The following is a 23,537-nucleotide window of genomic DNA, read 5'->3' as shown; positions in this document are numbered from 1 at the left end:
ATGTATCAAGGGTTTGAAGCAGAAGAATGAATTACCCAGAATGACCAATATGATTAACTCAAATGACCCCAAAAAAGAGGCTTTCAGGCCTTGCTGTGACTGGGTTTGTGGCACTTGTCCACACCTGTGGATAAAAATATGGTTGGTCAATAAATGTCCCAGTGACGTAAAAAGGTGTGAAAAAGGGGATTATGGCACGTCATCCTGAGATTTACGCATCACCTGAATGGGAGCCTGCAAGGCAGTTTGTTATCAGCAGGGCTAATGGTTTGTGTGAGTTGTGCTGGCAAAAAGGGACGGTTAAGGCGGGGAAAGACGTGGATCACATCATCGAATTGACCGATCAGAACAAGCATGACTGGCATATAGCCTATGATCCCGCCAATTTGCAGTACCTGTGCACGGATTGTCACAATCATAAGCACGAAAGAAGCATTGGACTTCAGAATTTCCTTTTTATACCAAAAAAGAGGCCCCCCCGGGGTTAAAAAGGGGTTTGGGGCCTTGGGTACCGTAGGGGGGAGTTGCATTTTTACTCGCGGGCTGTTTGCATAGCCCCCCTCCCCCTAAAATCCCAATCGCTTGGGAAAATCGACGAGAAGGTGATAACTATGGCGATCGCGGTCGGCCCGACGAGAGAGGAGCGGATAAAGCGGGAATTTAATCGCTTGAAACGACTTCTCAAAGAGTTGCCGAAAGAGAAGTTGCAGGCTGCGGAAGGAATGATTGAACGGGCTGCGTTCATGGCGATCACGCTCAAAGAGCTGGAAGAGGACATCAACTGGAAAGGCACCGTCGAGATGTTTACACAGGGAGAAATGACATATGAGCGGAAGCGGCCTGCGGTTGAAATTTATAATACTACCATGAAGAACTATGCGGCTGCTTGCAAGCAATTGACAGATCTTATTCCGGGCGGCGTTCCAAAACCGGAAGGACAGGATGCTTTTCAGGTTATCATGGGGCGTAAATGACATATGTCCCTGAATACATTTCCGACTGGCATGAATATGTGGAGCGGGAGCCGAGCAAGCACGGCAAAGATATTAAGGATCTCAAAAAGTTAATCGAGAAGCTGCTGAGAAACAAGAAGGTTCGATACGATCCGACGGATGTAGAAGCGTTCATTGATTTTTGTAAATTGCTGAAGCACCGTGAAGGGCGCTGGGCGGGCCAGTCATTCGAACTAACGATTGAGCAGAAGTACATCGTTGCCTGCATATTTGGCTTCAAAATTTATGACACCGAGTTGGAAATGGAAGTGCGATACTTCCGTGAGATGGTGCTGTTCGTCGCGCGGAAGTGGGGGAAGTCATTCTTCATCTCGGCCATCGCCTTGTTCCTGCTAATGGCCGACGGTGAACCGGCTGCGCAAGTATGGTGCTTAGCTACGATCAAGTCACAAGCGGGCATCGTGTACGACAATGCCAAGGCTCTGCTAATGTCATCAGATGTGCTGACGCCGGAAAAACGCCCGCGCAAGTATTGGCGCACGAAGCGGGACAAGGACAATGCGGAGAAGCTGGTGTTTCTGCCGACGGACAGTTACATGAAGGCAGGAAGCAAAAACAGCAATTCTCAGGATGGACTCAATCCGCATGCGTATGTTATTGACGAATGTCATGCCATTACGCAGCGGAACACCTATGATGTGTTCTCATCAGCTGTCGGGGCGCGTACGCAGCCGCTGGGCGTTATCATTTCGACGTTCGGCTTTGTTCGCGAAGGGATATTTGATTCTATCCTGGACCGCTGCACGAAAGTGTTGTCAGGCGAGAGTAAAGAACGCCTCTTCCCGATGATCTTCCGTATTGATGCTGACGATGATCCGAAGGATAGATCGTGCTGGATTAAGGCAAATCCCGGACTCGGCAGTCATCCGACAATGAGCTACCTTGAAGGCGAATATCAGAAGGCGCTCGAAGATCCAGCGCAAATGCCGTCGTTTTTGGCCAAACATTTGAATCGCGCTAGCAGCTTGAGCGTCATCTATTTTGACCTTGCAGTCGTGGATGAATGCGCGATTGAAATGTCAATTGATATGATCCAAGACAAGTACGCTGTCGGCGGTGTCGACATGGCAGAAACAACGGACTTGTGCTGCGCGACAGCACTTGTACCTGTCGGAGGGAAGTTGAGGATTTTCCAAAAGTATTTTATTGCCAGTCAACGGATTGAGAAGAACAGCCAGGCTGACAAAATGGCATATGAGAGTTTCTGTAATACCAATGCCAAAGATCCATTGAACAAAGAGCTTCTGAAGATTTGCGAGGGCAGTATGGTTCGCAAATCAGAGGTCACGGAATGGTACGTTGAACTGGCTGAGACTTATCAAGTAACTTTTTGGAAGATCGGCTGGGATCGTTGGCATGGTGGAGACTGGGCGGATGATATGGAAGCCAATGGTTTTCCGAAAGAAGATACGAATGGACGGGGAGTCACATTTCCTGTAGCCATGGGAGCGAAATCTCTGTCGGTTCCCATGAAAGAAACAAGAGCCCTCTTTGAAGATGGACTGATTGAATATAGCGAGTATAATGGATTATTTCGCTGGTGTACGACAAACACGGCCGCAAAAATTGACCCAAACAACGGCATACAGCCTGACAAGGCAAAGAGCAGGGGGCGTATCGATGGATACGTTTCTTTTTTGATTTCTTATGTCGCATACCTGAAGGTTGCCGACCAGTTCGCAGAATATCAGCCGTGAGGGAGGTGAGGATTTGGGATTTTGGCAACGAGCCTTACATGTGTTTCGGCCAGACAAGACAACAAGCATAACAGCGGCGCAAATCATCGACAGTTTGCAACGGGGAGCGCCGCTGATGAGTTTCGGGCGGAATCTGTACGATACACCAGAAATTCGAACGGCCATTAATTTTGTCGCGGAGAAGATCGGGAGCATCCCGTTCTACCATGCACGAGCGGACAACGAAGGCAACGTGTTGCCGTTAAAAAGCAGGCTGCAATATGTATTGGAAGTACGGACGAACCCGCTGCACACGCCGCAGGTTTTTTGGACATTCGTGATTACGCGATTGTTGCTTGCGAACAACGTCTACATGTTTCCAGATTGGGACGACAGCGGAAACCTACGGGCGATCTATCCGCTCCCCTATGCGCAGCATGAATTTCTGCAGGATGATGCGGGCAAGATCGTCATTAAATTTCCGGCAGGCGGAGAGCAGGGCCTTTTTTATTATGACGATATTTTGCATCTGCAACGGTTCCCGACGCAAACGGGAGGGGCGCAGCGCCAGGCTACCGGCGGGTATACGGAAATTGTAAACACCTTACAAGAACAGTCGGTGAAAGACAGCAAGAACAGTCAGCGGATTGCCGCGCTCCTAATCAATAAGTCACAACTGAAGGGCACCGACCAAAAGAAGAAGCTGGAGGAATTTAAAGAACTGTTCCTGACAGCCGAGAACACCACGGGATTTGGGATGATCGGCGCTGAGTATGATGTTCATAATCTCGATCTGAAGATGCAGCCGCTTAACAAAGAAGTGCTGGAGACCGTTGTCGGTTACCTGTACACGTACTTTGGCGGTAGCCGTGAGGTGTTTACGCATACGGCCAGCGAGATCCAATATGAGCAGTTCATTGACAACACCATTCGTCCTCTCGCTTATCAGATCGAGGAGGAATTGACATATAAACTTTTTAGCATGACGGAGATCGCCCACGACAACAAGGTTCTCGCGGAATTGATCGATTTGGAAATCAGCACGCTTAGCTCGAAAACAACCTTCTTTAAGGAAATGCTCTTTGGCAGCGTGATGACCAGGAATGAGATTCGCCGGAGGCTGCGCATACCGAAAGGGCCACCTGAACTGGACAAATTCATGGAGAGCAAGAATTTCCAAACGCTGAAACCAGGCAGCTATACGGTGGAAGGGGGTGAAGAGAACAATGGAGACTAAGAAGTCGCCGCTGTCCGCCCAAACCAAACGAAGAATCGATTACGGAGATGATCGCTCTCAGTTTCGGGCTGTCACCGAAGAGATTGACGGCAATCAGGTGAGGAAGATTAGAGGCTATGCCATTCTATTTGGCGTCCTCGGCAAACCGTGGCGGGGCAGTGTCTGGCAGGAAAAAGTCGCATCTGACGCGCTCGATGGCGTGGATCTGTCCAGGCTGGTCTTACTGCTCGATCACTCATCCACTTGGGTGCTTGGCCGTAATGGCAAAAACATGCGGGCGGTTGTCGATGAGGTAGGTTTATTCATTGAGGCGACGCTAGGTAACACGTGGATGGACGATTATGTCTATGACCGCATCGAACGCGAGTTGATGGACGGCATGTCCTTCTATTTTGACAGCAAGGCCATAATCGCAAGCGATTGGGAAAATAAAATCGATGTCATTGCGAAAATCAATGAAATCTATGAAGTCAGCGTGCTTGCATTCCCGGCCTACGATCAGACGCTTATCATCACGACAGATGGCGAAGAACCGGAGCCAGAAGCAGATCCCGAAGAGGAAGCCAAAAAACAAGCGCTCATTAATTTGATTGAGCAACTTTAGGAGGATAATCTCATGAAATTAACGCAAAAAGAAGCGGCCGAATACAAACGCGAGAAAGGTGAGCTGGAGCAGAAGCGCCTGGCTTTGAAAGAAAAGGTGAAAAATCACCGGGATATGTCCAGTGAAGAAATGGGCAGAATCACGGACGAATTGCGGAGTATGTCGGAGCGAATCGACGAAATTAACGAGCATCTGGCAGACGCTCCGGAACCACAGCACAGAGGCAGTCTGCCGAACTTCAAATCTGGCGAGATCAATTCGGAAAACTATCGAAGTTCTGCCAAGTATCGCGATGCCTTCTATCGTTCGTACTTGAATAACCGTGTAAGCGAGGCTGACGCGGAAATCATGTCGTTCGGTAAACGGGCCATCACGGATATGAATGGTGGAGCGGTGACGTCCGGAGCCGAGTATTTGGTTCCTCAAACAACACTCGACCGTGTCTACTCTGTCATCGTTCAGTATGGTCGTGTGTATTCTGCAATTACGAAGTTCGGGTTTACTGGTGATGTAACATTGCCAATCGGGACGACGGAGGCGCCAACTGAGAACGAGGATGGCACGGTTGATCTGAAGTTCTCGATTACGGAAGTTAGGATTCAGCAGCAAGCGGTTGTCGCTACGATTACCGTCAAGAACCTGCTGCTCAAGAACAGTATTCCAGCATTTGAACAATTTCTGTCCATGGAAATTGGCAAGTACATCGGTTTGCTACTCGAAAATTATGTGTTGAATGGTTCCTTGTCGAACTCCATGTTCCAGGGTATCATCACGGCTATTAAATCCGGTACATCGGCCGCTAAAACCTATTCGGATATGGACTGGGCTCAAATCGCTGCGATTCTTGGGGCCATTGATAGCCCATACGGAGATCAAGGCACATGGGTCATGAAGCGATCGACGTTCTTTAACCGGTTCTTCTCTCTGACTGACGCAGCGGGTAAACCATTGGTGACGATTAACCCTGTTCAGGGCGGTCCTGGTCAAAGTAGCTACCTGATCGCGGGTATGCCGGTTGTCTTTACATCGCAAATGCCGGATACCGATTCCGTGCTATATGGCGACCTGTCCACGTATATCGTGAACGAATCGGAAGCCTTCACGATTGAGTCTAACTCATCCGAGAAGTTCTCGCATGATGAAACGGTATGGCGCGGCAAGGTGTACTCGGGCGGTAAACCGCTTTTCGCGAAGGTAACATTCACATATTGGACGTTCGAAGAGTAGGAATAACCTTGGCAGGAGCGGGTGACCGCTCCCTGCTGTCAATTAAAGAAAGGAACGTGAGTGCATATGCAACGAATCAAGCCAGGCATTGCAAGTACTGTCCCTAGTGATGTTACCGGCAGGAAGCTGGAACGGATGTATACGGTGAGGTATCATCTTAACGCCGATAAAGCGGCGGCAGCGGACGTGGATGCTGTTCATGTAGCGGTTGACGGCACCTCACATGAACTTATCGCGGATATTACCAATCCGCCGACACCAAGAAACATTACAGCCACAGCAGGGGGCACAGCGGGAAACATTAAGGCCGTTCAGGTTGTCATCGAAGGAACCGATTACGACGGAAAAGTGATCACAGAGACGCTGCCTGCCTTTACGGTGGATACGGCAGGAACGGTCAGCGGTAACAAGGCATTTAAAACGGTCACGAAGGTTACAATTCCTGCACATGACGCAGCAAGCGCAACAACAAGCATTGGCTTCGGGGAGAAGATCGGACTTCCGTACAAACTTCCGCATAACACGGTGCAGGCTGCCTACTTAAACAATGTCAAGGAGTCGACGGCGCCGACCGTCACGACTAGCGAGACGGATCTGGCGAGTAATACGGTTGATTTGAATAGCGCCTTGAATGGAAGCCCTGTAGACATTTACCTTTGGGTGTAGGCCATGATGACCGATGATGAACTGCTGGAAAAGGTAAAGCGAGGATTAAGCGTGAGCGGATCGTTTAACGATACTACGCTTAGAATCAAGGTGCTTGCGGTGAAACAATACATGCTGAATGCTGGCATTACGCAGGAAATCATGGAATCAGAACTCGGAGTTGCGACGCTGACAATCGGCGTCACTGATCTGTGGAATTTAACAAGCGGGGAAATTAAATTTTCGCCTGCTTTTTCTGAATGCCTGATGCCGCAATTAATGGTGGTGAGCTTGCCAGATGTTTCGTCCTAATATTCAGCAGATGACAACGCCCATTCGTATTAGCGGGGCCGCCGAGGTTGATTTCTGCAACTGGAAGGGGAAGAGTGGGTCAGCGGTTACAGAAGCGGGGGTTTCCGCAAGCCACGCTTTCGCGGAGGTCGTAACCTGGTTCAGACCTGAGATTAAGCAGTACGATCGATTGTTACTGAATGATGATCCATTTCAGGTATACGAAATCATTGAAGCCGAGAATGTGGAAATGCGAAATATATGGCTGATTTTAAAGGTCAAGCGTGTAGACGCGATCAATGCCATGTTTTCGCAGTCGTACACGTTATTTAGATACCAGACCGTCAAGGATGAGTACAATACGCCAGTTGGCGACCAGTGGAACGAAGTCGGAAGCGGGAAGTGCCTTCTTTCTCGTAAGTCCATTCAAGCCGACCAAGAGCATCCGGCGAATGTTACCGAAGAGGCCTATATACTCTTAGTTGACTTGGGAGTCGATATTTCTGGAGGAGATCTCGTCGAAATTGCGGGGGCAGGAAAGTATAGATGCTCTGTTCCGTATCAACCGATCGGAAGCAATCACCTTGAAATCCAAGTGGAATGGAGCGGGCCGATATGAGTGATTTTCGTATAGAGGGCTTCGACGAACAATTCCGGAGGTTGGCGAGAGAGGCTGGTGATAAGCGTCGGTATGACGATCTTCGGTATGACGTTGGCCGTAAATTCTTAGATCACTGTGCCGAGGAGTCACCTGAAAAAACAGGACAGCTTATTGCTTCCTTTAAGCGAAGGTCCTTTGACGGAAAGAAGGAATGGATTCTTGACGGTAAGCATGCAGAGTCGATTGAGGCAGGGACCAAAGTGTTCTATGCCTCAATGCTTAATGACGGTCATCGGCTCGTTATCCGGAAAAGAAATAAAAAGGGAGAACGGATACGAGGGAAACGAGGGCTGAAAGAAAATGGCTTTGTAAAGGGCACACATTTCATGGACAAAGCACTTGCGAAAACTAATCAAGATATTCCGGAGATGGTCGAAAGCTTTTTACGGGAAACTGGAAGGGCGGCGGGCTTCGATGTATCTGGATAGTTTGAATGCCATTCGGGCGCTTCTTAAAAATTCAGTTCCATCGGTAACAACGGTATATGTTGACGATGTTCCGGCAAATTTTGAGCAGCCATCTTTTTTCATTGAACATGTGCATAGCGGGAGCGAAGACCTTAACTTCACCTACATGCAGTTCAACATCCAGTGGCAGCTTGTATACTTCCCGCCGAGGTTAAAAAGCGGGATTCCGGATAGGATGAACCAATTGGAAATGGCCGAACAACTGAGAGGCATCTTTACAGCACAGCCTTACTTGATGTCGCCAACTGGACGTGTATATCTGATTGATTCGTATGATGGCGGCCCGCGAGGGGATGAATTATATATCTCCATCAGGCTCCACACTCAACTGCAACGGGAGAAACCAACGTATGAGACGATGCAGCAAATGCATCTCAAGGAGGAATAATCATGGGTTTGCCCAATATTAACATCGCATTTAAGAGCGCCGCTGCAGCTGCTATCGCCCAAGGCGGCGTCGGCATCGTCGCGTTAATCATGAAAGACAGCCTTGTGACTACAGGCGTAAATGAGTATGACCTCTTTACGACGGCAGACATTCCTGCCGGCTTATCGGCAACAAATAAAGACTTTGCGGCACTTGCACTGTCGGGCTCACCGAGTCAAGTCAAACTGATCGTTCTTCCAACCGATGCGGAGGACTACACAGATGCGCAGAACTATTTGGAAACCATTCTCTGGAACGTGCTTGCGGTTCCCGGCATTGTGACGGCGGATGTTGCTGGAATGGCAACATGGGTGAAAGGACTTTTTGACACCAAACTGATGAAGATTTCTGCCGTTCTTCCTACAACCGCAGCTGATCATCCAGCTGTGTTTAATTTCACGACGGACAACATTAAGGTCGGCGCTACGACTTATACCAATGCAGCGTTCTGCGCTCGCATTGCTGGTCTCATTGCAGGATTGCCGCTCACGGTGTCACCTACCTATCAAGTGCTTTCCGATGTGACCGATGTGCCCAAAATGACAAAGGCACAAGCTGATGCTGCAATTGATGCCGGCCAATTGATTCTTTATCACGACGGCGAAAAAGTGAAGATTGCCCGCGGCGTCACCTCTCTTACCACACTATCAACATTCTCCGTAGATTGGAAGAAGATTAAGGTTGTTCGCATCCTGAACAAAATCTATTCCGACATCAAGCGGACGTGTGAGGACAATTATATCGGGAAATACAGCAATAGCTACATCAATAAGCTCTTGCTGGTGTCTTCTATCGGCGCGTATTTTGACCAACTCGAAGCAGACGGCGTCCTTGATCCTGGCAAAAGCGTTATCGACATTGATTCCGCTACGCAGCGGACCTATTTGCAATCCATCGGTACCAATACCACGGGTTGGAGTGATCAGCAAGTAAAGGAAGCTAATACACGCGACCAAGTCTTCCTGAAAGCTTCGGCCAAACCACTCGATGCCATTGAAGACATCAAGCTAGATATTTACTTGTAAAGGAAGGTGAAAACCATTGGCTATTTCTGCTGAACAAATTATGAGCGGGACGTTTGGCGAGGTTTGGTTGGAATCCGAGTACGTTGGCGAAGCCAAAGGCTTGCAGGCAAAGCTCAACATTGAAAAAGAAGACGTTCCGGTTGCTGGCAAGTATGCGACAGACAGCAAATTCATGGGTTACAAAGGCACGGGAAGCATGCGGCTATACAAGACCAACAGTCGTATGATCAGCAAGATCAGTGACATGGTCAAGCAAGGGAAAAACCCTCGCTTCCAGATACTGAGCAGTTTGAATGATCCTGCGGCGAAAGGCGCCGAGCGCGTGCTAATTAAGGACGCAAGCTTTGATGATTTGACCCTCATTGACTGGGAGCTTCGCCGTAATGGAGAAGTGGAATGTCCGTTCACCTTCACGGACTGGGAAGTTAAAGACAAAGTCGAACCACAATAATAGGAGGATCATTCATGAGTAATACACTTGATTTATTACTGTCCATCCATCCTGACAAATTGAAACGCCCGGTTATGGATATTGAAATCAAACGGTTAAGCGAAGCGGCTGGCGGAAAGGTCCTGTTCTCCATTCAGGCACTCACACCTGACGAAGAGGAAGAAATTCGTGGGATCGCGACGAGCAATGATGGTGATGTAGACCCTGTGAAGACACGCATTTTTGCCATGCTTGCTGGTGTGAAGTCTCCGAATCTGAAAGATGCCAAGTTACTTGAAAAATACGGTGTTATCACACCAAAAGAGTTAGTGACGAAGTTGCTGCAACCTGGCGAGATTCTGCAAGTTTACAATAAGATCATGTCATTATCCGGTTACGGGGATGATGCAGTCACCGAATTAAAAAACGTATAAGGTCGGACGGCGAGTTTGCCTTTCTGTATTATTGTTGGAGCCGCAAAGGCCTCCGACCAAAAGAAGTGTATAATATGACGCCCGGAGAGAAATTACTCGTTCGGGCGTTTTTTGAATATGAGTTGGAGGAGCGAGAACGGGTAGGTAAGCTAGGTGTACTACCCGTTTTGCCTTTGATGTGAGGAGGTGAAAAAAACGTGAAGCTTACCGCTGTTATTAGCCTGAAGGATAATTACTCCAACATCATGAAGCAGGCTGCTAAGAAGACATCTACTTTTCGCGAGGATGTTGAAAAGACTAAGAAAGCTATGGACGCGGCTTTTAAGCGGGAGCAGAAGATCAGGCTTGATGCACAAAAGGCTCGAACAGATTTGTCCAGTTTCGAAAAGGCGTTGCTGAAGATAAAGAATAAATCGATCACGCTGACAGCCAAAACAGAGCGATTTTTCGAACAGCATAAAACTATCGCTGCAGCCATTAACAAGCTAACCAGCGCTCCTCACTACATCACGATTAAAGCCAGAGATTTAACCACGAAAGCCCTACTTGGCGGAGCAACGGTTGGAGCGGGCGTAGCAGTTGCTGGTGCTGCTGCCGCAACGGGTGTAGGCGTTGCCTCACTCAAAGGTGCGGCGGATTTGGAGCGTCAGCAAATTAGCATGGAGCATTTTATTGGCGTAAACAACAAAAAAATGACCAGTGCTCAAGTCAAAGCAACGTCGGACAAGTATCTTCAAGACTTGCGTAAGAACGCTGATCTGACACCATTCGAAACTGGCGACGTACTGGCTGCAGGAACGAGGGCAATCGGAATTGCTTCCGGTGACACCAAGCAGGCGATGAACATTTTACGGCTCTCCGAGGATATGGCAGCACTGACGCCAGGCAAAACCATTAGCGATGCAATGGAAGCTATTGCTGACTTGAAAACGGGCGAAACTGAGCGGATGAAGGAGTTCGGTTTCAAGATTTCTCAGGCCCAAATTCAAGCTGCAGGCGGGAAGATGGAGAACATCAAAAACGACTCTGGGATTGCGCTTACGGAAATCTTCAAGGGCGGATCGGATAAACTCTCGAAATCAGCAGCAGGCATGTGGAGTACGATTACCGGCACGATGAAAAGCGGGATCACGGACATGGGCGTTAAAACGCTCGCAACGTTAAAGCCGCAGCTTCAAAAATGGTCAGATGCCCTGTCAGGCGGCGGTGCTAACAAGCTATTCGCAGCGGGATCAAAGCTGATGGAAAGTCTAGCGAACAGCGTCGCAAACGGGGTTAACAAGGCCGTGGCCTATTTCGATACTCATTTCTTAGAAAATCCAAAATTCAAGAACCTTCCTACGACAGAGGCTAAAATCAAGTTTGTGTTCGAAGAAATCAAGGGCGCTTGGGACGGATGGTATGAGAGCGAGGGAAGAAAGAAACTCGTTGACATTGGCCAGACCATCGGCAAGGAACTTGGTTCTATGATGGTTGAAGGCTTCAAAGAAGCAATCAAAGATTATCCGCTACTCTCCGGGCTAGCCGCAGGGGCGGCTACACCTGGTCCGCTGCCGGCCAAAGCAATTGTTGCTGGTGAAATAGTAGCCAAGGGCTACCGCGAAAAAGCGGAAGATTCCTTGATAAGCTCGGGTATCATGCGCACAGACGAGCAACAGCAAGAAGTTGTAAAGCAAGCGGCTGCTTGGACAAAGCAAATGATTAAGGGGATTTTTGGATTTGCAGGCCCCGAGAAAAAAGCTATCGGCATGCGAAGTGTTCCATACGACAACTACCCGATGCTGCTACACCAAGGAGAACGAGTTTTGACTGCGCAGGAGTCCAGACAGCAGGTAGGAGGCGGGACGCAAGTCCCAATTAATCTACACTTCAACAACTCATCACACGATGAGCGGAACAACGTCCTGCGCATCATTCGAACGGCATTAGAGGGTTCTGGATACAACATGGCACCGGAGGTGGGGTAAATGATTGAATTTTGGTTGAGTTTCAATAACGGCGCCGAAAAACTCCGATTGCCAGTACCGCCGAAGGAATTTGAGATCAAGACGGGAACCGTGACCACCGTTGTCAATATTCACGAGTTGGGCGAGATTCTGCTCATTGGAAAGCGTAAGCTGAAGTCGATTTCGCTTCAAACGTATTTTCCAATTGCTGATGATGGGGTTGCCCAATATTCGGGTTTCCCCTCGCCTTCAGCGTGCATCGATATGATTGCAAGATGGCGAGAATCCAGCAAGCCGATTCGGTTGCTGATCGTGGGCGATAGTTTTAAGATCAATGAGTCCATGGTGATCGAAAGCTTCACGCCGGGGCAAAAGCACGGCCCCCAGGATATTTATTTTACGATGGACCTGACGGAATATCGGTTTACAAGCCGCGCCGTGGATCTCAACGGCGCAACGGATGCCGTCGCCCTGTTGGCTGAATACACAGGAAATGTCCGTGGATCGGAGCGCGATATTCCGAAAACATGGACCTTCAAGGAGACAGACAGCCTTTGGTTTGTTGCTAGGCAAGCTTATGGCGACGGATCGCGATGGAATGAAATTCGCGAGAAGAACGACATCAAGGACGAACTGTCGATTCCGGAAGGCACGGTGCTGCTCTTGTGAAGCTTATACACTTTGACCGCGCCGGAACCGAAACTGATTTGACGAACCTGTTTCTAAGAGTCGCGTGGGGCGGAGATTACCGAGAGGCTGCTCGAAAAATGGAAGTGGAACTGGTCGCATCGGCGACGGACCGGAATGTAGAGAGCGTTGTAATTGATCTGGCGAGCATGATCCTGCTCTACGGCGACGATGGATCTGAGTTATTCCGGGGCTATGTCTTTAAAAAATCGAAATCAATAACGGGAAACGCATTGACGTTAACGGTTTACGATGGGCTGATTTACCTCATCAAGTCAAAATTCTCGCGTATGTATTATGGGGTAACAGCCGAGCATGTGGCGTCCTCTGTTTGTTCTGAGCTCGGTGTAGCAGTCGGCAGTCTTGCTGCTACCGGCATTCCGCAGAGCTTCCCGCATCTGGAGAAGACCGGGTATGAGGCGATCATGACGGCATACACGACGGCCGGGAAGCAAAACGGTCGCATCTACATGCCGCGCATGCAGCAAGGGAACCTGAATGTCATCGAAAAGGGAGCAACAATCGCCAAGCGGGTTAATTTAGAGACAGAACACATCACGGACAGCACGTACACCGAAGACATTGAAAATATGATTAATAGTGTGCAAATTACAGGTGAAAACGGAGTACGCTTTGGTACGCTGAGCAATTCCGAATGGGTGACTACCTACGGGCTGTTACAAACAACATACCGGAAGGAAGAAGGCAAGGACGCGCAAACCATGGCGAGGGCATTAATGCAGGACTTGAGTAGGGAGTGCAGCGTAGAGCTAATCGGTGGCGTGGACACTTACGACTTACTTGCCGGAAACGCCGTCATTATTAAAGAAGCTTATACAGGCCTGAACGGCCTGTTTTTTATTGATGCGGACACGCATACGTTTCAAAACGGCAATCACTTGATCAGCTTAACGTTGAATTTCCAGAATGTCATGGACGAAAAGGAAGCCGATGCCTTCAGGTCTTCGACATCCAGTACAAGCGGCGGAAGCTTCTCGCTAACGCTGGATAATTATTAGGAGGAATGCGGGAATGATGAATGACGCTGCATGGCTGGTAAAATTTATTCGCGATCAGACGAAGCAACTTGTCCCGCAGGTTTTTAGCATGGGCACAGTTGTGAGTCCGGATCCTTTCCAGGTCAAACTGCATGAAGTTGTCGTTGGAGCACCTTTCCTGTTGGTTGACCAACGGATTCTGCAAGATGCACAAAGTGAAGCCCCAACAATTCAACCAGGCGATACCGTCGTGATCTTGCATATAAACGACAAGCTAGTCGTCATATCTAAGGCGGTGAGCGCTTAATGGCCGGTATTTTTCCCTTTATGGATATTCCATCAGAGGTTAAGTCCCAGCAAACCTTAGGTGTGTTCCGGGAGCTGGCATGGGATTTCGATAACAATAAGCTCATCTTGATCGATGGAGCGCCTGTCACGGTCGAAAGAACCGAAGCCTTGAAGGTTTGGATTTACAAAACATTGTCCACTCCGAGATACCGTTACGCGGGGTATTCGTGGAATTACGGGACGGAACTGGAACAACTCATTGGCAGCTCGTTCACCTCAGGGGCGAAGCAAGCGGAAGCAGAACGCATGGTCCGTGAAGCATTGCTCGTATCCCCATATATTACAGGGGTAGCGAACGTGTCTTTTGACATAGAGACAGGCGGACTGCTCAAGATAACAGCAATGGTGAATACGATCTATGGGGAGGTGGCCGTGAGTGTTTGAGGATAAGAAGCAGGAGGCCCTTCTTGCGTCGATGCTCGCGCGGATTGCACCGGGCATATCCAAGCAAGAGGGAACGTTTACGTTTGACGTGTCCAGCGCATTTACGACGGAATTGGCAATCGCCTACACGCAATTGGAACGCGTACTTCGGATGGGCTTTGCGCAGACCAGCTCAGGCAGATATTTAGACCAAAGGGCAGACGAGCATGGTGTGACACGCAAGCCGGCAACCAAGGCTGTCGGTCAAGTGGCCGTTACTGGCACGACAGGCGCTCCTGTGGCTATCGGCAGCGTCTTTGCTACACCTAACGGAACGCGATTCGTAACCACGGCAGCGGCGACGATCAGTAGCGGAACGGCTACAGTTGCTATTGAAGCGGAGACAGCGGGCGCAGCTGGTAACGTCGCTAGCGGGACGATTACCGTGATACCCGTTTCCATTGGCGGTGTGTCTGCAGTTACCAACGCCTCGGTTACAACAGGTGGGACTGATGTTGAGACGGACGCAAGCTTGCTTACAAGGTTACTTGATCGCGTCCGCAACCAGGCGACGAGCGGCAACGCCGCGCACTACAAGCAGTGGGCGACAGAGGTTAGCGGTGTAGGCGATGCCAAGGTAACGCCGCTTTGGGACGGCCCGGGAACTGTAAAGGTGTGGCTTCTTGACCCTGATAAACGAGCGCCTGCAGCAGGCGTCGTGACGGCAGCTGCCGATCATATTAACAGCGTCCAGCCGATTGGTGCAACGGTTACGGTTGTCGCCGCTCCGGAAGTGGCTATTGACGTGTCTGTTGACGTAACGCTTTCAAGTGGCACGTTGGTCTCAGCGCAGGCGGACATCTTGGCCGGTCTCACAGCGTATTTGAAGGAGCTTGCCTTTGTCGACCCCATTGTGCGGTACGTCCGCATCGCTAATATTGTGTTGGAGGCTGCGGGCGTCCAAGATTACACAGCACTCACGGTTAACGGTGGCACGGCCAACGTTACGATTTCGGACGGTTCAGTCGCGGTGCCAGGGACGGTGACAGCGACATGACAATGGGAGATAAGGTTAAGGGGTATGTATCGCCGCTCTATTCGGCTGATTCGACCACGGGCAGCCTGCTTGACTCCGGGGCGGATGAATTAGAGGCATTTGAGGATGACATCGCTGACGTGTTGAATCAGATGTTTGTCAACACGGCAACCTGGGGGCTCACAAACTGGGAAGGATTTTTCGGCATTGTTACGGACATGGACAAGCCGATCGAACAGCGCCGATCAGTGGTCAAATCGAAAATCCGGGGCAGCGGGACAGTAACGGTAGACTTAATGAAGAATGTTGCTGAGGCATACGCGAATGGTACCGTTGATGTTACGCAAAACACCGCTGAATATACTGTTCACGTTAAATTTGTGAGTATTCACGGCGTACCTGCGAATCTGGCCGACATCGAAGCAGCGTTGCGCGATATAGTACCGGCACATCTCGCGATTGATTTTACGTTTACGTACATGACATGGGGCGCACTTGACGCCAAGGCGCTTACGTGGGGTGCGCTTGATACAGCGAACTATACGTGGGATGAATTTGAAAGATTAACATAAGGAGGCGGAACAAATGGCGACAACAACACCAAAACTTGGGTTACCGCGCCCAGAATCGACGGATAACGTAACTCGTGCGAATAATCTGGCGCTAATCGATGCGATCGACAATAGCGCAGCGCCAGTAAATAATCCGGTGTTTACTGGCACAGGCGCCACTCTTCCCGCCGATCCAACAACAGCGATGCATGCAGCTACAAAGCAGTATGTTGACGACAAGGTTGCATCTATTGATATGAGCACATTGGCTCCAAAAGCAAGTCCTGCTTTTACCGGCAACCCTACGGCTCCTACTCCGTCTGTAGACGATAATGACACCAGTATCGCTACGACAGGTTTTGTTATCGGTCAGGCTAGTACGTCTACTCCTGCGATGGACGGAGTTGCTTCAGTAGGAACATCAAAAAGGTATGCTCGCGCAGACCACATTCACCCGACCGACACGTCGCGAGCTCCAGTCGCGAGCCCTACATTCACAGGGACTGTAACATTACCGGGAGACCCAACATCAGCGTTGCATGCTACAACGAAACAGTACGTCGACACGGTGGGTACAACAGTTAGTAGCAAAGTATCGAAAACCGGCGATACCTTGACAGGAAACCTGATTACATCGAATACCTCGGGATCGATTGCCGCCTCAACGACAGCCGCCGGATCCCTGGAAGTAAGAGGAAATGGTGGATCTGGAGATGCTGCTTTTATGTCATTCCATCGACCAGGCGCATACGGTGCTCAATTCGGACTTGATTCTGATAACAAATGGAAAGTTGGAGGTTGGTCTACAGGAGCGGCAGCATACGAGCTTTGGCATGACAACAGACTCAGAGTACATTCAAGCGGAAAATATCTTGAATGGAACAATGGAGGGACGTGGTATCCAGTGTCAGGAAATGGCTATTACACACCGAGTGCTAGTACAGTAATTCAATCAGACGCCACAGAAAGGTCTATCACAAGTGATAACCAATACTTGTTGGTAGGTAAGTTTCTGCCCTTGTTCACAGGCGAGGTCACGATCTCCGCTGATATACATTCGAACGGAAACGGCTTCGGCAACCTTGTAATATATGCGCCTGTCAATCCTTTGTTAGCATCAAGCACTTATTTAGCAGAAGGTTATAGAGCGGCTAACACGGTTAATACTACTACACCTGTAGGAACTGTCTTATCAAGTATGCCTGATGTACTAAATGTCGCTACGATAATGTCAACTACCTCCGCATCCTATGTGACCCAATCTGTAATAGTAGGGGTCACAGCCAATATTCCATTATTTCTTTTTGCCACAAAACAATTAGCGGCATCTGCAACTTGTTTCGTCAGAAATTTAGCTGTTAAAGGCGATACGACTAGATACTAAAAAGGAGATATATCCCATGAAAGCCGTTATATACAGCGGGAGTTATGTCGTTGGATTCCATGAGTCACCTGATACCGAAGAGTTTGACGCTCTCGGAACGGAGTATGACCTCATGGAAGAATTACCAGAAATCGTCATCACTCCACCTCCGCAGGGATACATCGTTAAACGATTGGGCTACAACGATTATGCCCTTGAAGCAGTGCCTCCGGCACCGAAGTCGGAAAATGAATTGCTTAGAGAAGAAAACGAAGAAATAAAGGCTAAAATATCTGACATTGAAGCCGCAAGCGATGCCGCGTTACTGGGTGTAGCAGACGCTTATGAGCAGCAAATGGCCGCTAACTCGCAGCGCGAACAAGAGGGAGTTGACGCACTCCTGGGTATTGCCGAAGTGTATGAGTTGGTGCTGAGCCAGCAGGACTTAATTACGCAGCTGCAGGCGAGAATCGCTCAGCTTGAGGGGGGAACTGCATAACATGGTCACTGTATACGTTACGCTTTTGCAAAAAGGTCTGAAGACCCTGCAAGATGTTCCGGTGTCGATCCGCTACGATGCCGAATCCGCGCTTTCCGCCGCTAATGCTTAGGCGGTTGTGGGACGTGCTCATCGCTGTACTGAGAGGAGGTGATTACATGGTCACTGTATACGTTACTCTGATCGTAAAGGGATACAAAACCTTTGCGCAAGTTCCTGTGAATCTACAGCCTGATGTAAAAACTGAACTGGCAGCGCTGGACTTAGGTACTGACGGAAAACCGTTAGCTCCTGTAGCCTAAAATATTTCGGGAAGAAGCCTCGCACATTGCGGGGCTTTTTAATTTATCCGATTCAAGGAGACACCGGGTGGAAATTTCAATTGCGACATCAATCATTGCTGCAAGCGCTGCGCTGAGCGGCATTTTCATAGGCTGGTCAGGCCGCACTCGCCAAATCCGGAACGACGATAAACAGGAGGCCCAATCAGCGGCTGTGCTCCGCTCTGATACCGAGTATATCAAGCGCGGTGTCGACGATATTCGTCTTGAGCAGCGAGCGCAGGCAAATCGTATTGATGCGCTCTCGGAGCGTGTAACGCGGATTGAGGAGTCAGCCAAGCAGGCACATCACCGTATAAGTCGACTGGAAGATAAGGAGGATTAATCAATGCAAGACGGACAACTCTTTACATGGGGCGCCCTCGGCACGATGGCCGGCGCATCCCTACTTGTTTATTTTGTCGTGCAGTACACCAAGTCGCTCGTTGACCGCTGGGTGCCTTGGCTGCCTACGGACGTATTTGCCGTCTTGGTAGCATGGGCCGTTCTGACATTGGCCCAGATTGCTTCGGGCTCCGGCGTGGGCGACTGGCGGCTCTACGCGCTTGCGTTTGCAAATGCCTTTCTCGTCGCTGCTGCGGCGGGGCAGATCAATAACAAGGCGATTAATCCTCCAGGAGGAAAACAATGACTAGACAATATTTACTCAAGCCGGATAAGCCCGACACTCGCGACTTTTTATTTGCAGCCAAAGCGACATCGCTGCCCGATGCGGTAGACCTGCGGCCAAAGGACGCGGCACTGATCTTTGACCAGGGCTCGCTCGGATCCTGTACAGCGAATGCGCTCTGTGCTCTGATGTCGTATATGGACAAAAATTTTACGTACCCATCTGGACTGTACTTCTACTACTCACGCTTGTTTCTGTACTGGCAAGAGCGCAATCTGGAGGGCACGGTTGGGTACGACTCCGGCGCTTACCTTCGCGACGGCCTGAAGGTCATGCAGCAGATCGGCTGCGCCGGTGAGTCTACATATCCGTACGTGGAGTCGACTTTTACCCACACGCCTACCGCAGAGGCTTATGCTACCGCTGCTCACCACAAGATCAACGAGTATCACCGCATCATGACCGCGGCCCAACTCAAGGAGGCGCTTTCAGAGGGCCGACCGGTTGTGATGGGCATTGAGATTTACAGCAGCTTTGAGAGCGCAGATGTGGCGCGTACAGGAATTGTATCGATGCCGGACAAGAGGCGCGAGGCACTGCTCGGCGGGCACGCAGTGCTGGCGATGGGCTACAAAGTAATCGGGGGCATCGAATACATCATCTGCCGCAACTCTTGGGGGGCCGACTGGGGAGACAAGGGTTATTTTTATTTGCCGATGGATTTTATCGGGCGGTACGTCTCAGACATGTGGGTGGCATCATGAGTACAGCACACGACAAAAATTACTGGTGGAACAAGGCAAAGGAGGCCAGCCTGGAGACGGGCTGGCTTCCGACCGTCATTCTTGCGCAATGGCAGCTTGAGACAGGGGACTTTTTGAGCGCAAACCTGCAAGTCAACAACAACATCGCCGGCCAGACCTGGCAGCCGTACATGGGCACGGAACTCAAAGGCACGGCGCGGCCGGCAGCCGAAGGCGGATACTATATCAAGTATGCCGACCCGGTTGTCGGGTATGTGGATTTTATCGCAAAAAATGGGCGTTATGCTGGTGTAAAACTCCAGACGACGGAAGAGGGGCAGATCAAGGCGATAGCAGCGGCAGGTTGGGCCACAGATCCGGAGTATGCCACAAAGCTGATCAATGTATTAAAGAGCAACAGGCAGCAGGGTTACACGCTGCAAAGATGGGAGGACGAGACCTTGAAGTTAGCTCCAGGAGTAGCGCAGACGATTATCAATACGTGGATCAAGCCAGCGTGGCATGAGGCGGATCGGGCGCAGCGAGATGTTGAGGAGCAGGGCGACGCCGCGGCGGCAGCAAAGCTGGAGGAGCAAAAGGTGTACTGCAACTGGCTTGCAAATCAACTGCGTGCCGCGGCGGGATTATCTGCAGAATAAAGTTTCCGCGGCCATCGCGCCGGTAAAGACAGAAAAAGAGCAGCTTGAAGAGGAATGAAAAGTCCCTTTAAGCTGCTCTTTTTGAGGGGGGAGGTTTATTGCAAATTAATTAAAATATGTTCTCCCCCTGCAAGCAATACTCCGCTATTGCAATCTAATTGGAACCCTTTCATTTCTTTAGGAGTTTCAAAGATTATTGTTCGTGTTTTGCTTAATCCTGGATTCACAGTTTCATAAACCAACAAACTATTGTCACTTACGGCCCCATCAAATGGCGCATATGTTTTCCCGGTTCCATCTTTTAATTGGAAAAGAGATTTACTAAAATCGCGGGGCTTACTGTCATTGTTGGTCATTTTTACTTTTACAACAACAAATTGATTTTCAGTTTTAGTGCCTGAAAATTCAGATGAAATATTATAACTAATAGCCGCGAACTCGAATGCCCCAACTCTAGCTGCTTCATTCATCTTGAACTCCGGTATCGACGACGGACTTGTTTCGGTTGATTTTGTAATAGAAGTAACGTTATCTACAGTTGTAGAATCCTTATTCCCAGAACAGGACCAAATACCTGTGATTAAAATAATAACGGCTATTACCCCAACGAATGTGTTTGCTTCGTTTTTTCGTTTAGTATTATTTTCATTTGATTCTTTAATTTGTGCGTCTTTCATCGACGAATCCCCCTCGTTTCCCCTCCAGAAAGTCCCATTTTATATAAATATACAATACAACAGTATATAAAGAGTCGTAAATACATTTTAGCAAATCTCAAATTCCAAAACGTCCGAGGTTCTTTTTATTTTACCGCACGCAGAGATTGTTCAAGCCGATTCATATATCCTTTTAGCCTGGCTGCGATTTCGCCCCGGACCAGATTGCGAAGAATGGTCAATTCGCCTTCATATCCTCCTCGCGAATAGGAATAATAGCGTGTTTGGTTGTCACGCTTGGATTCGTTTTCCCATACCCTGATCCCAGTGCTGCGCAACGTCTGTTTGATTTTCCGAATATCCGATTCGATTTCTCTATACAAAAGATTTCCACTTGAGATATAGAGCTGGCGCATAAACGCACCACCGTTTTTATCCTCTTCCATTTCACGTAAGTTGCGGTCCACAATGGGAAGCAAAAAAGGCAATAGAACAGATTCCTTTATCAGCGTTAGCTCTTCCGGCTTAAAATTCATGTACCATACCTCCAATTTAAATGGGAATGTATGTTCTTATTTTATTCGGATATGCCGCTGTTTGCAACTTTCAAATTCTCAAACGTTTGGCAATATTCTGCTCCCCTACTCGACCGCCCAACGCAAAAAAAGTGTGTAGTACACACTGGGGCGGTCTACATATCAGGGTTTTTCCATAAGATAATTCCAAGGACAAACTTTTATGTAGGGGGTAGGCAATATGCCAGTTGGGGAGAGTTACGATAGAAATTTGCGGGCAACGTCGATGTACTCACGAAGAATTTTTGCTGAGCTTGAAAAAGTAGCTGACAATATGGATTTCCGTCATCCGCGATTTATGACCAAGTCCAAACGAAACCGTTCGCTTGGATCGGCCCAGGCGTTTATCGTAGAGCTGGCATTGACCGATGAACGTTTTGTTGCGAACCTTCGGAAATACATGATCCGCGGCGGCGAGGACTATCTGCCGATGCTTGACTATGTGGATGCTTATCACTAGACTAATAGTATAATTCTTTCCTAGAATAAACGTGGTCATACATGGTTAGACTAAAAAAAGAAAAGCCGCACGACTGTATTATGCGGCTCTGGAAATATTCCGTACTTTGTGGGTGGCGAGGCCCCTCACCTCCATACACAGAAGATTCAAAATCTTTTTTTGCAAGATGATGCTTCCTACTTTGCAACATGTTGCATCAATCGAAAATTTGAATGATTTTATCAAAAGAGGTTGCCCCGCGGCAATCTTTTTTGTTTACCTTACTTTAATCGCATAAAACCCATGCACATTATTTTTAAGGAGTTGAAAGCTTAATAATGTTTTGAAGGTTACCGTAATGAGGTACTTCTTTAGATGCAACGATGTTATTTCTGGCTAGAGGAATGTTATGCAACATAGCAGAGGCCATTGGTATGCTCGAGTTAAAAGAAACGTGTGGAAGGTGAAAAGAAAGACCCCCTTCAAACAAAAAGAAAAATTCAATTTTGTGATTGACTAATCAATAACTGGATGGTATGATGAATTCAAGTTAGTGATTGATCAATTACAAGATAAGTGAGGTTGATGAAAATGAAAAAAGCGATTGTTATTGGAGCAACGGGCGGGACGGGAGCAGCGATCACGGAAGAATTGGTCAAACGAGGGATACATACCATTGCTTTTGGACGTTCGCGTCAGAAATTGGAGCAGTTTGCTGGAAAGCTTGGTAACCCTAAGAAATTGATTCTTGCTGTAGGGGACGCAATGCGCCCGGACGATATTGTAACTCAGGCAGGCGACGCTGACGTATTGTTCCACTGTGCGAATGTACCCTATCACGAGATGGTGAACAAACTAATTCCTCTAGGCGAATCGGTGATGGAGGCGGCAGAACGGCTTGCGATTAAAGTTGTCGCGATTGACGGAATTTATCCTTATGGAAGAAAGCAGATGGATCTTGTCACGGAAGAACATCCCAAAAAGCCTCATACGATAAAAGGAAAAGTACGGCTGGACTATGAACGGATGTTGTTCAGCAAGCGGTGGACTAATGCAAAAGTTATGATTGTTCGCTTACCCGATTATTATGGACCTACGGCTAATGAAGCCTCGTATTTAGGTTCAACCCTGGAAGCGATAGCTGCTGGCAAAATGGCTTTTTTTGTAGGCAACATGCATGTTCCCCGCGAATTCGTCTATTTACCTGATGCGGCTTCGATGGTAACTGAGCTAGCCGGTAAAGAGTTCGCTTATGGACAGAACTGGAATATACCGGGTGCTGGGCTTATCTCGGGGCGAGAGATTGTACGAATTGCACAGAAGGCAATCGGCAAAGTTAAACCGGTCATACCTCTAAAAAAATTAGGTTTATCGTTGATAGGTATGAGCGTGCCCGTGATGAAAGAAGTTGTCGAGATGCTTTATTTAACTGAAGAGCCGCTTACACTAAGTGGTGAAAAATATAAACGGTTCATCGGCCCGATCACCGCGACGCCTTTTCAAGAGGGTATTACCGCGACTGTGTTGGCATTGCAGGAGAGTAAATCATCATTTGCACAAATGTAAGTGATTAATCAATTATTAAG

The 23,537-nt window shown here is 48.8% G+C and carries 33 protein-coding genes; 31 read left to right on the top strand and 2 right to left on the bottom strand.

What is annotated here, in order from left to right; genetic code table 11:
* Positions 1-191: 191 nt before the first annotated feature.
* From EJQ19_RS33110 to EJQ19_RS24950, 29 genes are all read left to right on the top strand, one after another.
* A complete protein-coding gene (locus EJQ19_RS33110; RefSeq protein WP_126143971.1) occupies positions 192-488 on the top strand; it encodes an HNH endonuclease in 297 nt (98 codons plus the stop codon).
* A gap of 123 nt (positions 489-611) precedes the next feature.
* Entirely contained in the window at positions 612-974 is a 363-nt protein-coding gene (locus EJQ19_RS25080; protein ID WP_126143970.1) for a P27 family phage terminase small subunit, read from the top strand.
* Entirely contained in the window at positions 971-2,710 is a 1,740-nt protein-coding gene (locus EJQ19_RS25075; RefSeq protein ID WP_126143969.1) for a terminase large subunit, read from the top strand. The genes EJQ19_RS25080 and EJQ19_RS25075 overlap by 4 nt, the downstream gene beginning before the upstream one ends.
* A 13-nt stretch (positions 2,711-2,723) precedes the next feature.
* Positions 2,724-3,926, top strand: coding sequence for a phage portal protein (locus EJQ19_RS25070; RefSeq protein WP_206438487.1), 1,203 nt, complete (start codon positions 2,724-2,726; stop codon positions 3,924-3,926).
* Complete coding sequence (locus tag EJQ19_RS25065) at positions 3,916-4,530, top strand: HK97 family phage prohead protease (RefSeq protein ID WP_164716713.1); 615 nt, start codon at positions 3,916-3,918, stop codon at positions 4,528-4,530. The genes EJQ19_RS25070 and EJQ19_RS25065 overlap by 11 nt, the downstream gene beginning before the upstream one ends.
* A 12-nt stretch (positions 4,531-4,542) precedes the next feature.
* Positions 4,543-5,757, top strand: coding sequence for a phage major capsid protein (locus EJQ19_RS25060; RefSeq protein ID WP_126143967.1), 1,215 nt, complete (start codon positions 4,543-4,545; stop codon positions 5,755-5,757).
* A gap of 66 nt (positions 5,758-5,823) precedes the next feature.
* On the top strand, positions 5,824-6,423 hold the full coding sequence (locus EJQ19_RS25055; protein WP_126143966.1) for a hypothetical protein: 600 nt from the start codon (positions 5,824-5,826) through the stop codon (positions 6,421-6,423).
* A gap of 3 nt (positions 6,424-6,426) precedes the next feature.
* Entirely contained in the window at positions 6,427-6,714 is a 288-nt protein-coding gene (locus EJQ19_RS25050) for a hypothetical protein (protein ID WP_206438486.1), read from the top strand.
* Entirely contained in the window at positions 6,701-7,312 is a 612-nt protein-coding gene (locus EJQ19_RS25045) for a head-tail adaptor protein (RefSeq protein ID WP_126143965.1), read from the top strand. Before EJQ19_RS25050 ends, EJQ19_RS25045 begins: the two co-directional genes overlap by 14 nt.
* On the top strand, positions 7,309-7,782 hold the full coding sequence (locus EJQ19_RS25040; RefSeq protein ID WP_126143964.1) for a hypothetical protein: 474 nt from the start codon (positions 7,309-7,311) through the stop codon (positions 7,780-7,782). Before EJQ19_RS25045 ends, EJQ19_RS25040 begins: the two co-directional genes overlap by 4 nt.
* Entirely contained in the window at positions 7,769-8,209 is a 441-nt protein-coding gene (locus tag EJQ19_RS25035) for a phage tail terminator family protein (RefSeq protein WP_126143963.1), read from the top strand. The genes EJQ19_RS25040 and EJQ19_RS25035 overlap by 14 nt, the downstream gene beginning before the upstream one ends.
* A 2-nt stretch (positions 8,210-8,211) precedes the next feature.
* Positions 8,212-9,273 carry a phage tail sheath subtilisin-like domain-containing protein gene (locus EJQ19_RS25030; RefSeq protein WP_126143962.1) on the top strand — a complete coding sequence of 354 codons (1,062 nt, stop codon included), beginning with the start codon at positions 8,212-8,214 and terminating at the stop codon, positions 9,271-9,273.
* A gap of 16 nt (positions 9,274-9,289) precedes the next feature.
* Positions 9,290-9,724 (top strand): phage tail tube protein, encoded by a 435-nt coding sequence (locus EJQ19_RS25025; protein WP_206438485.1) that lies wholly within the window; start codon positions 9,290-9,292, stop codon positions 9,722-9,724.
* Positions 9,725-9,738: 14 nt separating this feature from the next.
* Positions 9,739-10,137 carry a phage tail assembly chaperone gene (locus tag EJQ19_RS25020; protein WP_126143961.1) on the top strand — a complete coding sequence of 133 codons (399 nt, stop codon included), beginning with the start codon at positions 9,739-9,741 and terminating at the stop codon, positions 10,135-10,137.
* A gap of 197 nt (positions 10,138-10,334) precedes the next feature.
* Positions 10,335-12,104 carry a hypothetical protein gene (locus EJQ19_RS25015; RefSeq protein WP_126143960.1) on the top strand — a complete coding sequence of 590 codons (1,770 nt, stop codon included), beginning with the start codon at positions 10,335-10,337 and terminating at the stop codon, positions 12,102-12,104.
* A complete protein-coding gene (locus EJQ19_RS25010; protein ID WP_126143959.1) occupies positions 12,105-12,752 on the top strand; it encodes a LysM peptidoglycan-binding domain-containing protein in 648 nt (215 codons plus the stop codon).
* Entirely contained in the window at positions 12,749-13,789 is a 1,041-nt protein-coding gene (locus tag EJQ19_RS25005) for an XkdQ/YqbQ family protein (protein WP_126143958.1), read from the top strand. Before EJQ19_RS25010 ends, EJQ19_RS25005 begins: the two co-directional genes overlap by 4 nt.
* A 13-nt stretch (positions 13,790-13,802) precedes the next feature.
* The gene (locus EJQ19_RS25000; protein ID WP_126143957.1) at positions 13,803-14,075 is read left to right on the top strand and encodes a hypothetical protein; all 273 of its coding nucleotides are present in this window, start codon (positions 13,803-13,805) and stop codon (positions 14,073-14,075) included.
* Positions 14,075-14,500 (top strand): DUF2634 domain-containing protein, encoded by a 426-nt coding sequence (locus EJQ19_RS24995; RefSeq protein WP_126143956.1) that lies wholly within the window; start codon positions 14,075-14,077, stop codon positions 14,498-14,500. Before EJQ19_RS25000 ends, EJQ19_RS24995 begins: the two co-directional genes overlap by 1 nt.
* Positions 14,493-15,536 (top strand): baseplate J/gp47 family protein, encoded by a 1,044-nt coding sequence (locus EJQ19_RS24990; protein WP_241243079.1) that lies wholly within the window; start codon positions 14,493-14,495, stop codon positions 15,534-15,536. Before EJQ19_RS24995 ends, EJQ19_RS24990 begins: the two co-directional genes overlap by 8 nt.
* Positions 15,533-16,087, top strand: coding sequence for a YmfQ family protein (locus tag EJQ19_RS24985; RefSeq protein WP_126143955.1), 555 nt, complete (start codon positions 15,533-15,535; stop codon positions 16,085-16,087). The genes EJQ19_RS24990 and EJQ19_RS24985 overlap by 4 nt, the downstream gene beginning before the upstream one ends.
* Before the next feature lie 13 nt (positions 16,088-16,100).
* Positions 16,101-17,450 carry a hypothetical protein gene (locus tag EJQ19_RS24980; protein ID WP_126143954.1) on the top strand — a complete coding sequence of 450 codons (1,350 nt, stop codon included), beginning with the start codon at positions 16,101-16,103 and terminating at the stop codon, positions 17,448-17,450.
* A gap of 16 nt (positions 17,451-17,466) precedes the next feature.
* Complete coding sequence (locus EJQ19_RS24975) at positions 17,467-17,928, top strand: hypothetical protein (protein ID WP_126143953.1); 462 nt, start codon at positions 17,467-17,469, stop codon at positions 17,926-17,928.
* A 1-nt stretch (position 17,929) separates the two neighbouring features.
* Entirely contained in the window at positions 17,930-18,040 is a 111-nt protein-coding gene (locus EJQ19_RS32925; RefSeq protein WP_277600984.1) for a CD1375 family protein, read from the top strand.
* A gap of 46 nt (positions 18,041-18,086) precedes the next feature.
* Positions 18,087-18,230, top strand: coding sequence for a CD1375 family protein (locus EJQ19_RS24970; RefSeq protein ID WP_164716712.1), 144 nt, complete (start codon positions 18,087-18,089; stop codon positions 18,228-18,230).
* Between the two features lie 67 nt (positions 18,231-18,297).
* On the top strand, positions 18,298-18,594 hold the full coding sequence (locus tag EJQ19_RS24965; protein WP_126143952.1) for a hypothetical protein: 297 nt from the start codon (positions 18,298-18,300) through the stop codon (positions 18,592-18,594).
* Between the two features lie 3 nt (positions 18,595-18,597).
* Positions 18,598-18,900, top strand: coding sequence for a hypothetical protein (locus tag EJQ19_RS24960; protein WP_126143951.1), 303 nt, complete (start codon positions 18,598-18,600; stop codon positions 18,898-18,900).
* The gene (locus EJQ19_RS24955; RefSeq protein WP_126143950.1) at positions 18,897-19,643 is read left to right on the top strand and encodes a C1 family peptidase; all 747 of its coding nucleotides are present in this window, start codon (positions 18,897-18,899) and stop codon (positions 19,641-19,643) included. Before EJQ19_RS24960 ends, EJQ19_RS24955 begins: the two co-directional genes overlap by 4 nt.
* A complete protein-coding gene (locus tag EJQ19_RS24950; protein WP_126143949.1) occupies positions 19,640-20,281 on the top strand; it encodes a glucosaminidase domain-containing protein in 642 nt (213 codons plus the stop codon). The genes EJQ19_RS24955 and EJQ19_RS24950 overlap by 4 nt, the downstream gene beginning before the upstream one ends.
* Before the next feature lie 95 nt (positions 20,282-20,376).
* Here the strand turns inward: EJQ19_RS24950 and EJQ19_RS24945 are convergent, their stop codons facing one another.
* Both EJQ19_RS24945 and EJQ19_RS24940 read right to left on the bottom strand, forming a co-directional pair.
* Positions 20,377-20,958 (bottom strand): DUF4352 domain-containing protein, encoded by a 582-nt coding sequence (locus EJQ19_RS24945; RefSeq protein WP_126143948.1) that lies wholly within the window; start codon positions 20,956-20,958, stop codon positions 20,377-20,379.
* A gap of 125 nt (positions 20,959-21,083) precedes the next feature.
* Positions 21,084-21,473, bottom strand: coding sequence for a YhjD family protein (locus tag EJQ19_RS24940; protein WP_126143947.1), 390 nt, complete (start codon positions 21,471-21,473; stop codon positions 21,084-21,086).
* 220 nt (positions 21,474-21,693) lie between these two features.
* Between EJQ19_RS24940 and EJQ19_RS24935 the strand changes: the two genes are divergently transcribed.
* Together EJQ19_RS24935 and EJQ19_RS24930 are read left to right on the top strand one after the other, a co-directional pair.
* A complete protein-coding gene (locus EJQ19_RS24935; protein WP_126143946.1) occupies positions 21,694-21,972 on the top strand; it encodes a hypothetical protein in 279 nt (92 codons plus the stop codon).
* A 570-nt stretch (positions 21,973-22,542) separates the two neighbouring features.
* Complete coding sequence (locus tag EJQ19_RS24930) at positions 22,543-23,517, top strand: SDR family NAD(P)-dependent oxidoreductase (protein ID WP_206438484.1); 975 nt, start codon at positions 22,543-22,545, stop codon at positions 23,515-23,517.
* Positions 23,518-23,537 lie beyond the last annotated feature (20 nt).

The organism is Paenibacillus whitsoniae (genome assembly GCF_003955665.1).
In the GTDB taxonomy this organism is placed as follows: Bacteria; Bacillota; Bacilli; order Paenibacillales; family NBRC-103111; genus Paenibacillus_E; species Paenibacillus_E whitsoniae.
The sequence above is the reverse complement of the archived record's forward strand: the minus strand, read 5'-3'. Positions and strand labels throughout refer to the sequence as shown.

Excerpts from the sequence above, each read along its gene's own strand:
- EJQ19_RS33110 (WP_126143971.1), top strand. The coding sequence starts at position 192 with ATGGCACGTCATCCTGAGATTTACGCATCACCTGAATGGGAGCCTGCA.
- EJQ19_RS25080 (WP_126143970.1), top strand. The coding sequence starts at position 612 with ATGGCGATCGCGGTCGGCCCGACGAGAGAGGAGCGGATAAAGCGGGAA.
- EJQ19_RS25075 (WP_126143969.1), top strand. The coding sequence starts at position 971 with ATGACATATGTCCCTGAATACATTTCCGACTGGCATGAATATGTGGAG.
- EJQ19_RS25065 (WP_164716713.1), top strand. The coding sequence starts at position 3,916 with ATGGAGACTAAGAAGTCGCCGCTGTCCGCCCAAACCAAACGAAGAATC.
- EJQ19_RS25060 (WP_126143967.1), top strand. The coding sequence starts at position 4,543 with ATGAAATTAACGCAAAAAGAAGCGGCCGAATACAAACGCGAGAAAGGT.
- EJQ19_RS25055 (WP_126143966.1), top strand. The coding sequence starts at position 5,824 with ATGCAACGAATCAAGCCAGGCATTGCAAGTACTGTCCCTAGTGATGTT.
- EJQ19_RS25050 (WP_206438486.1), top strand. The coding sequence starts at position 6,427 with ATGATGACCGATGATGAACTGCTGGAAAAGGTAAAGCGAGGATTAAGC.
- EJQ19_RS25045 (WP_126143965.1), top strand. The coding sequence starts at position 6,701 with ATGTTTCGTCCTAATATTCAGCAGATGACAACGCCCATTCGTATTAGC.
- EJQ19_RS25040 (WP_126143964.1), top strand. The coding sequence starts at position 7,309 with ATGAGTGATTTTCGTATAGAGGGCTTCGACGAACAATTCCGGAGGTTG.
- EJQ19_RS25035 (WP_126143963.1), top strand. The coding sequence starts at position 7,769 with ATGTATCTGGATAGTTTGAATGCCATTCGGGCGCTTCTTAAAAATTCA.
- EJQ19_RS25030 (WP_126143962.1), top strand. The coding sequence starts at position 8,212 with ATGGGTTTGCCCAATATTAACATCGCATTTAAGAGCGCCGCTGCAGCT.
- EJQ19_RS25020 (WP_126143961.1), top strand. The coding sequence starts at position 9,739 with ATGAGTAATACACTTGATTTATTACTGTCCATCCATCCTGACAAATTG.
- EJQ19_RS25010 (WP_126143959.1), top strand. The coding sequence starts at position 12,105 with ATGATTGAATTTTGGTTGAGTTTCAATAACGGCGCCGAAAAACTCCGA.
- EJQ19_RS25000 (WP_126143957.1), top strand. The coding sequence starts at position 13,803 with ATGATGAATGACGCTGCATGGCTGGTAAAATTTATTCGCGATCAGACG.
- EJQ19_RS24995 (WP_126143956.1), top strand. The coding sequence starts at position 14,075 with ATGGCCGGTATTTTTCCCTTTATGGATATTCCATCAGAGGTTAAGTCC.
- EJQ19_RS24985 (WP_126143955.1), top strand. The coding sequence starts at position 15,533 with ATGACAATGGGAGATAAGGTTAAGGGGTATGTATCGCCGCTCTATTCG.
- EJQ19_RS24980 (WP_126143954.1), top strand. The coding sequence starts at position 16,101 with ATGGCGACAACAACACCAAAACTTGGGTTACCGCGCCCAGAATCGACG.
- EJQ19_RS24975 (WP_126143953.1), top strand. The coding sequence starts at position 17,467 with ATGAAAGCCGTTATATACAGCGGGAGTTATGTCGTTGGATTCCATGAG.
- EJQ19_RS32925 (WP_277600984.1), top strand. The coding sequence starts at position 17,930 with ATGGTCACTGTATACGTTACGCTTTTGCAAAAAGGTCTGAAGACCCTG.
- EJQ19_RS24970 (WP_164716712.1), top strand. The coding sequence starts at position 18,087 with ATGGTCACTGTATACGTTACTCTGATCGTAAAGGGATACAAAACCTTT.
- EJQ19_RS24960 (WP_126143951.1), top strand. The coding sequence starts at position 18,598 with ATGCAAGACGGACAACTCTTTACATGGGGCGCCCTCGGCACGATGGCC.
- EJQ19_RS24955 (WP_126143950.1), top strand. The coding sequence starts at position 18,897 with ATGACTAGACAATATTTACTCAAGCCGGATAAGCCCGACACTCGCGAC.
- EJQ19_RS24950 (WP_126143949.1), top strand. The coding sequence starts at position 19,640 with ATGAGTACAGCACACGACAAAAATTACTGGTGGAACAAGGCAAAGGAG.
- EJQ19_RS24945 (WP_126143948.1), bottom strand. The coding sequence starts at position 20,958 with ATGAAAGACGCACAAATTAAAGAATCAAATGAAAATAATACTAAACGA.
- EJQ19_RS24940 (WP_126143947.1), bottom strand. The coding sequence starts at position 21,473 with ATGAATTTTAAGCCGGAAGAGCTAACGCTGATAAAGGAATCTGTTCTA.
- EJQ19_RS24935 (WP_126143946.1), top strand. The coding sequence starts at position 21,694 with ATGCCAGTTGGGGAGAGTTACGATAGAAATTTGCGGGCAACGTCGATG.
- EJQ19_RS24930 (WP_206438484.1), top strand. The coding sequence starts at position 22,543 with ATGAAAAAAGCGATTGTTATTGGAGCAACGGGCGGGACGGGAGCAGCG.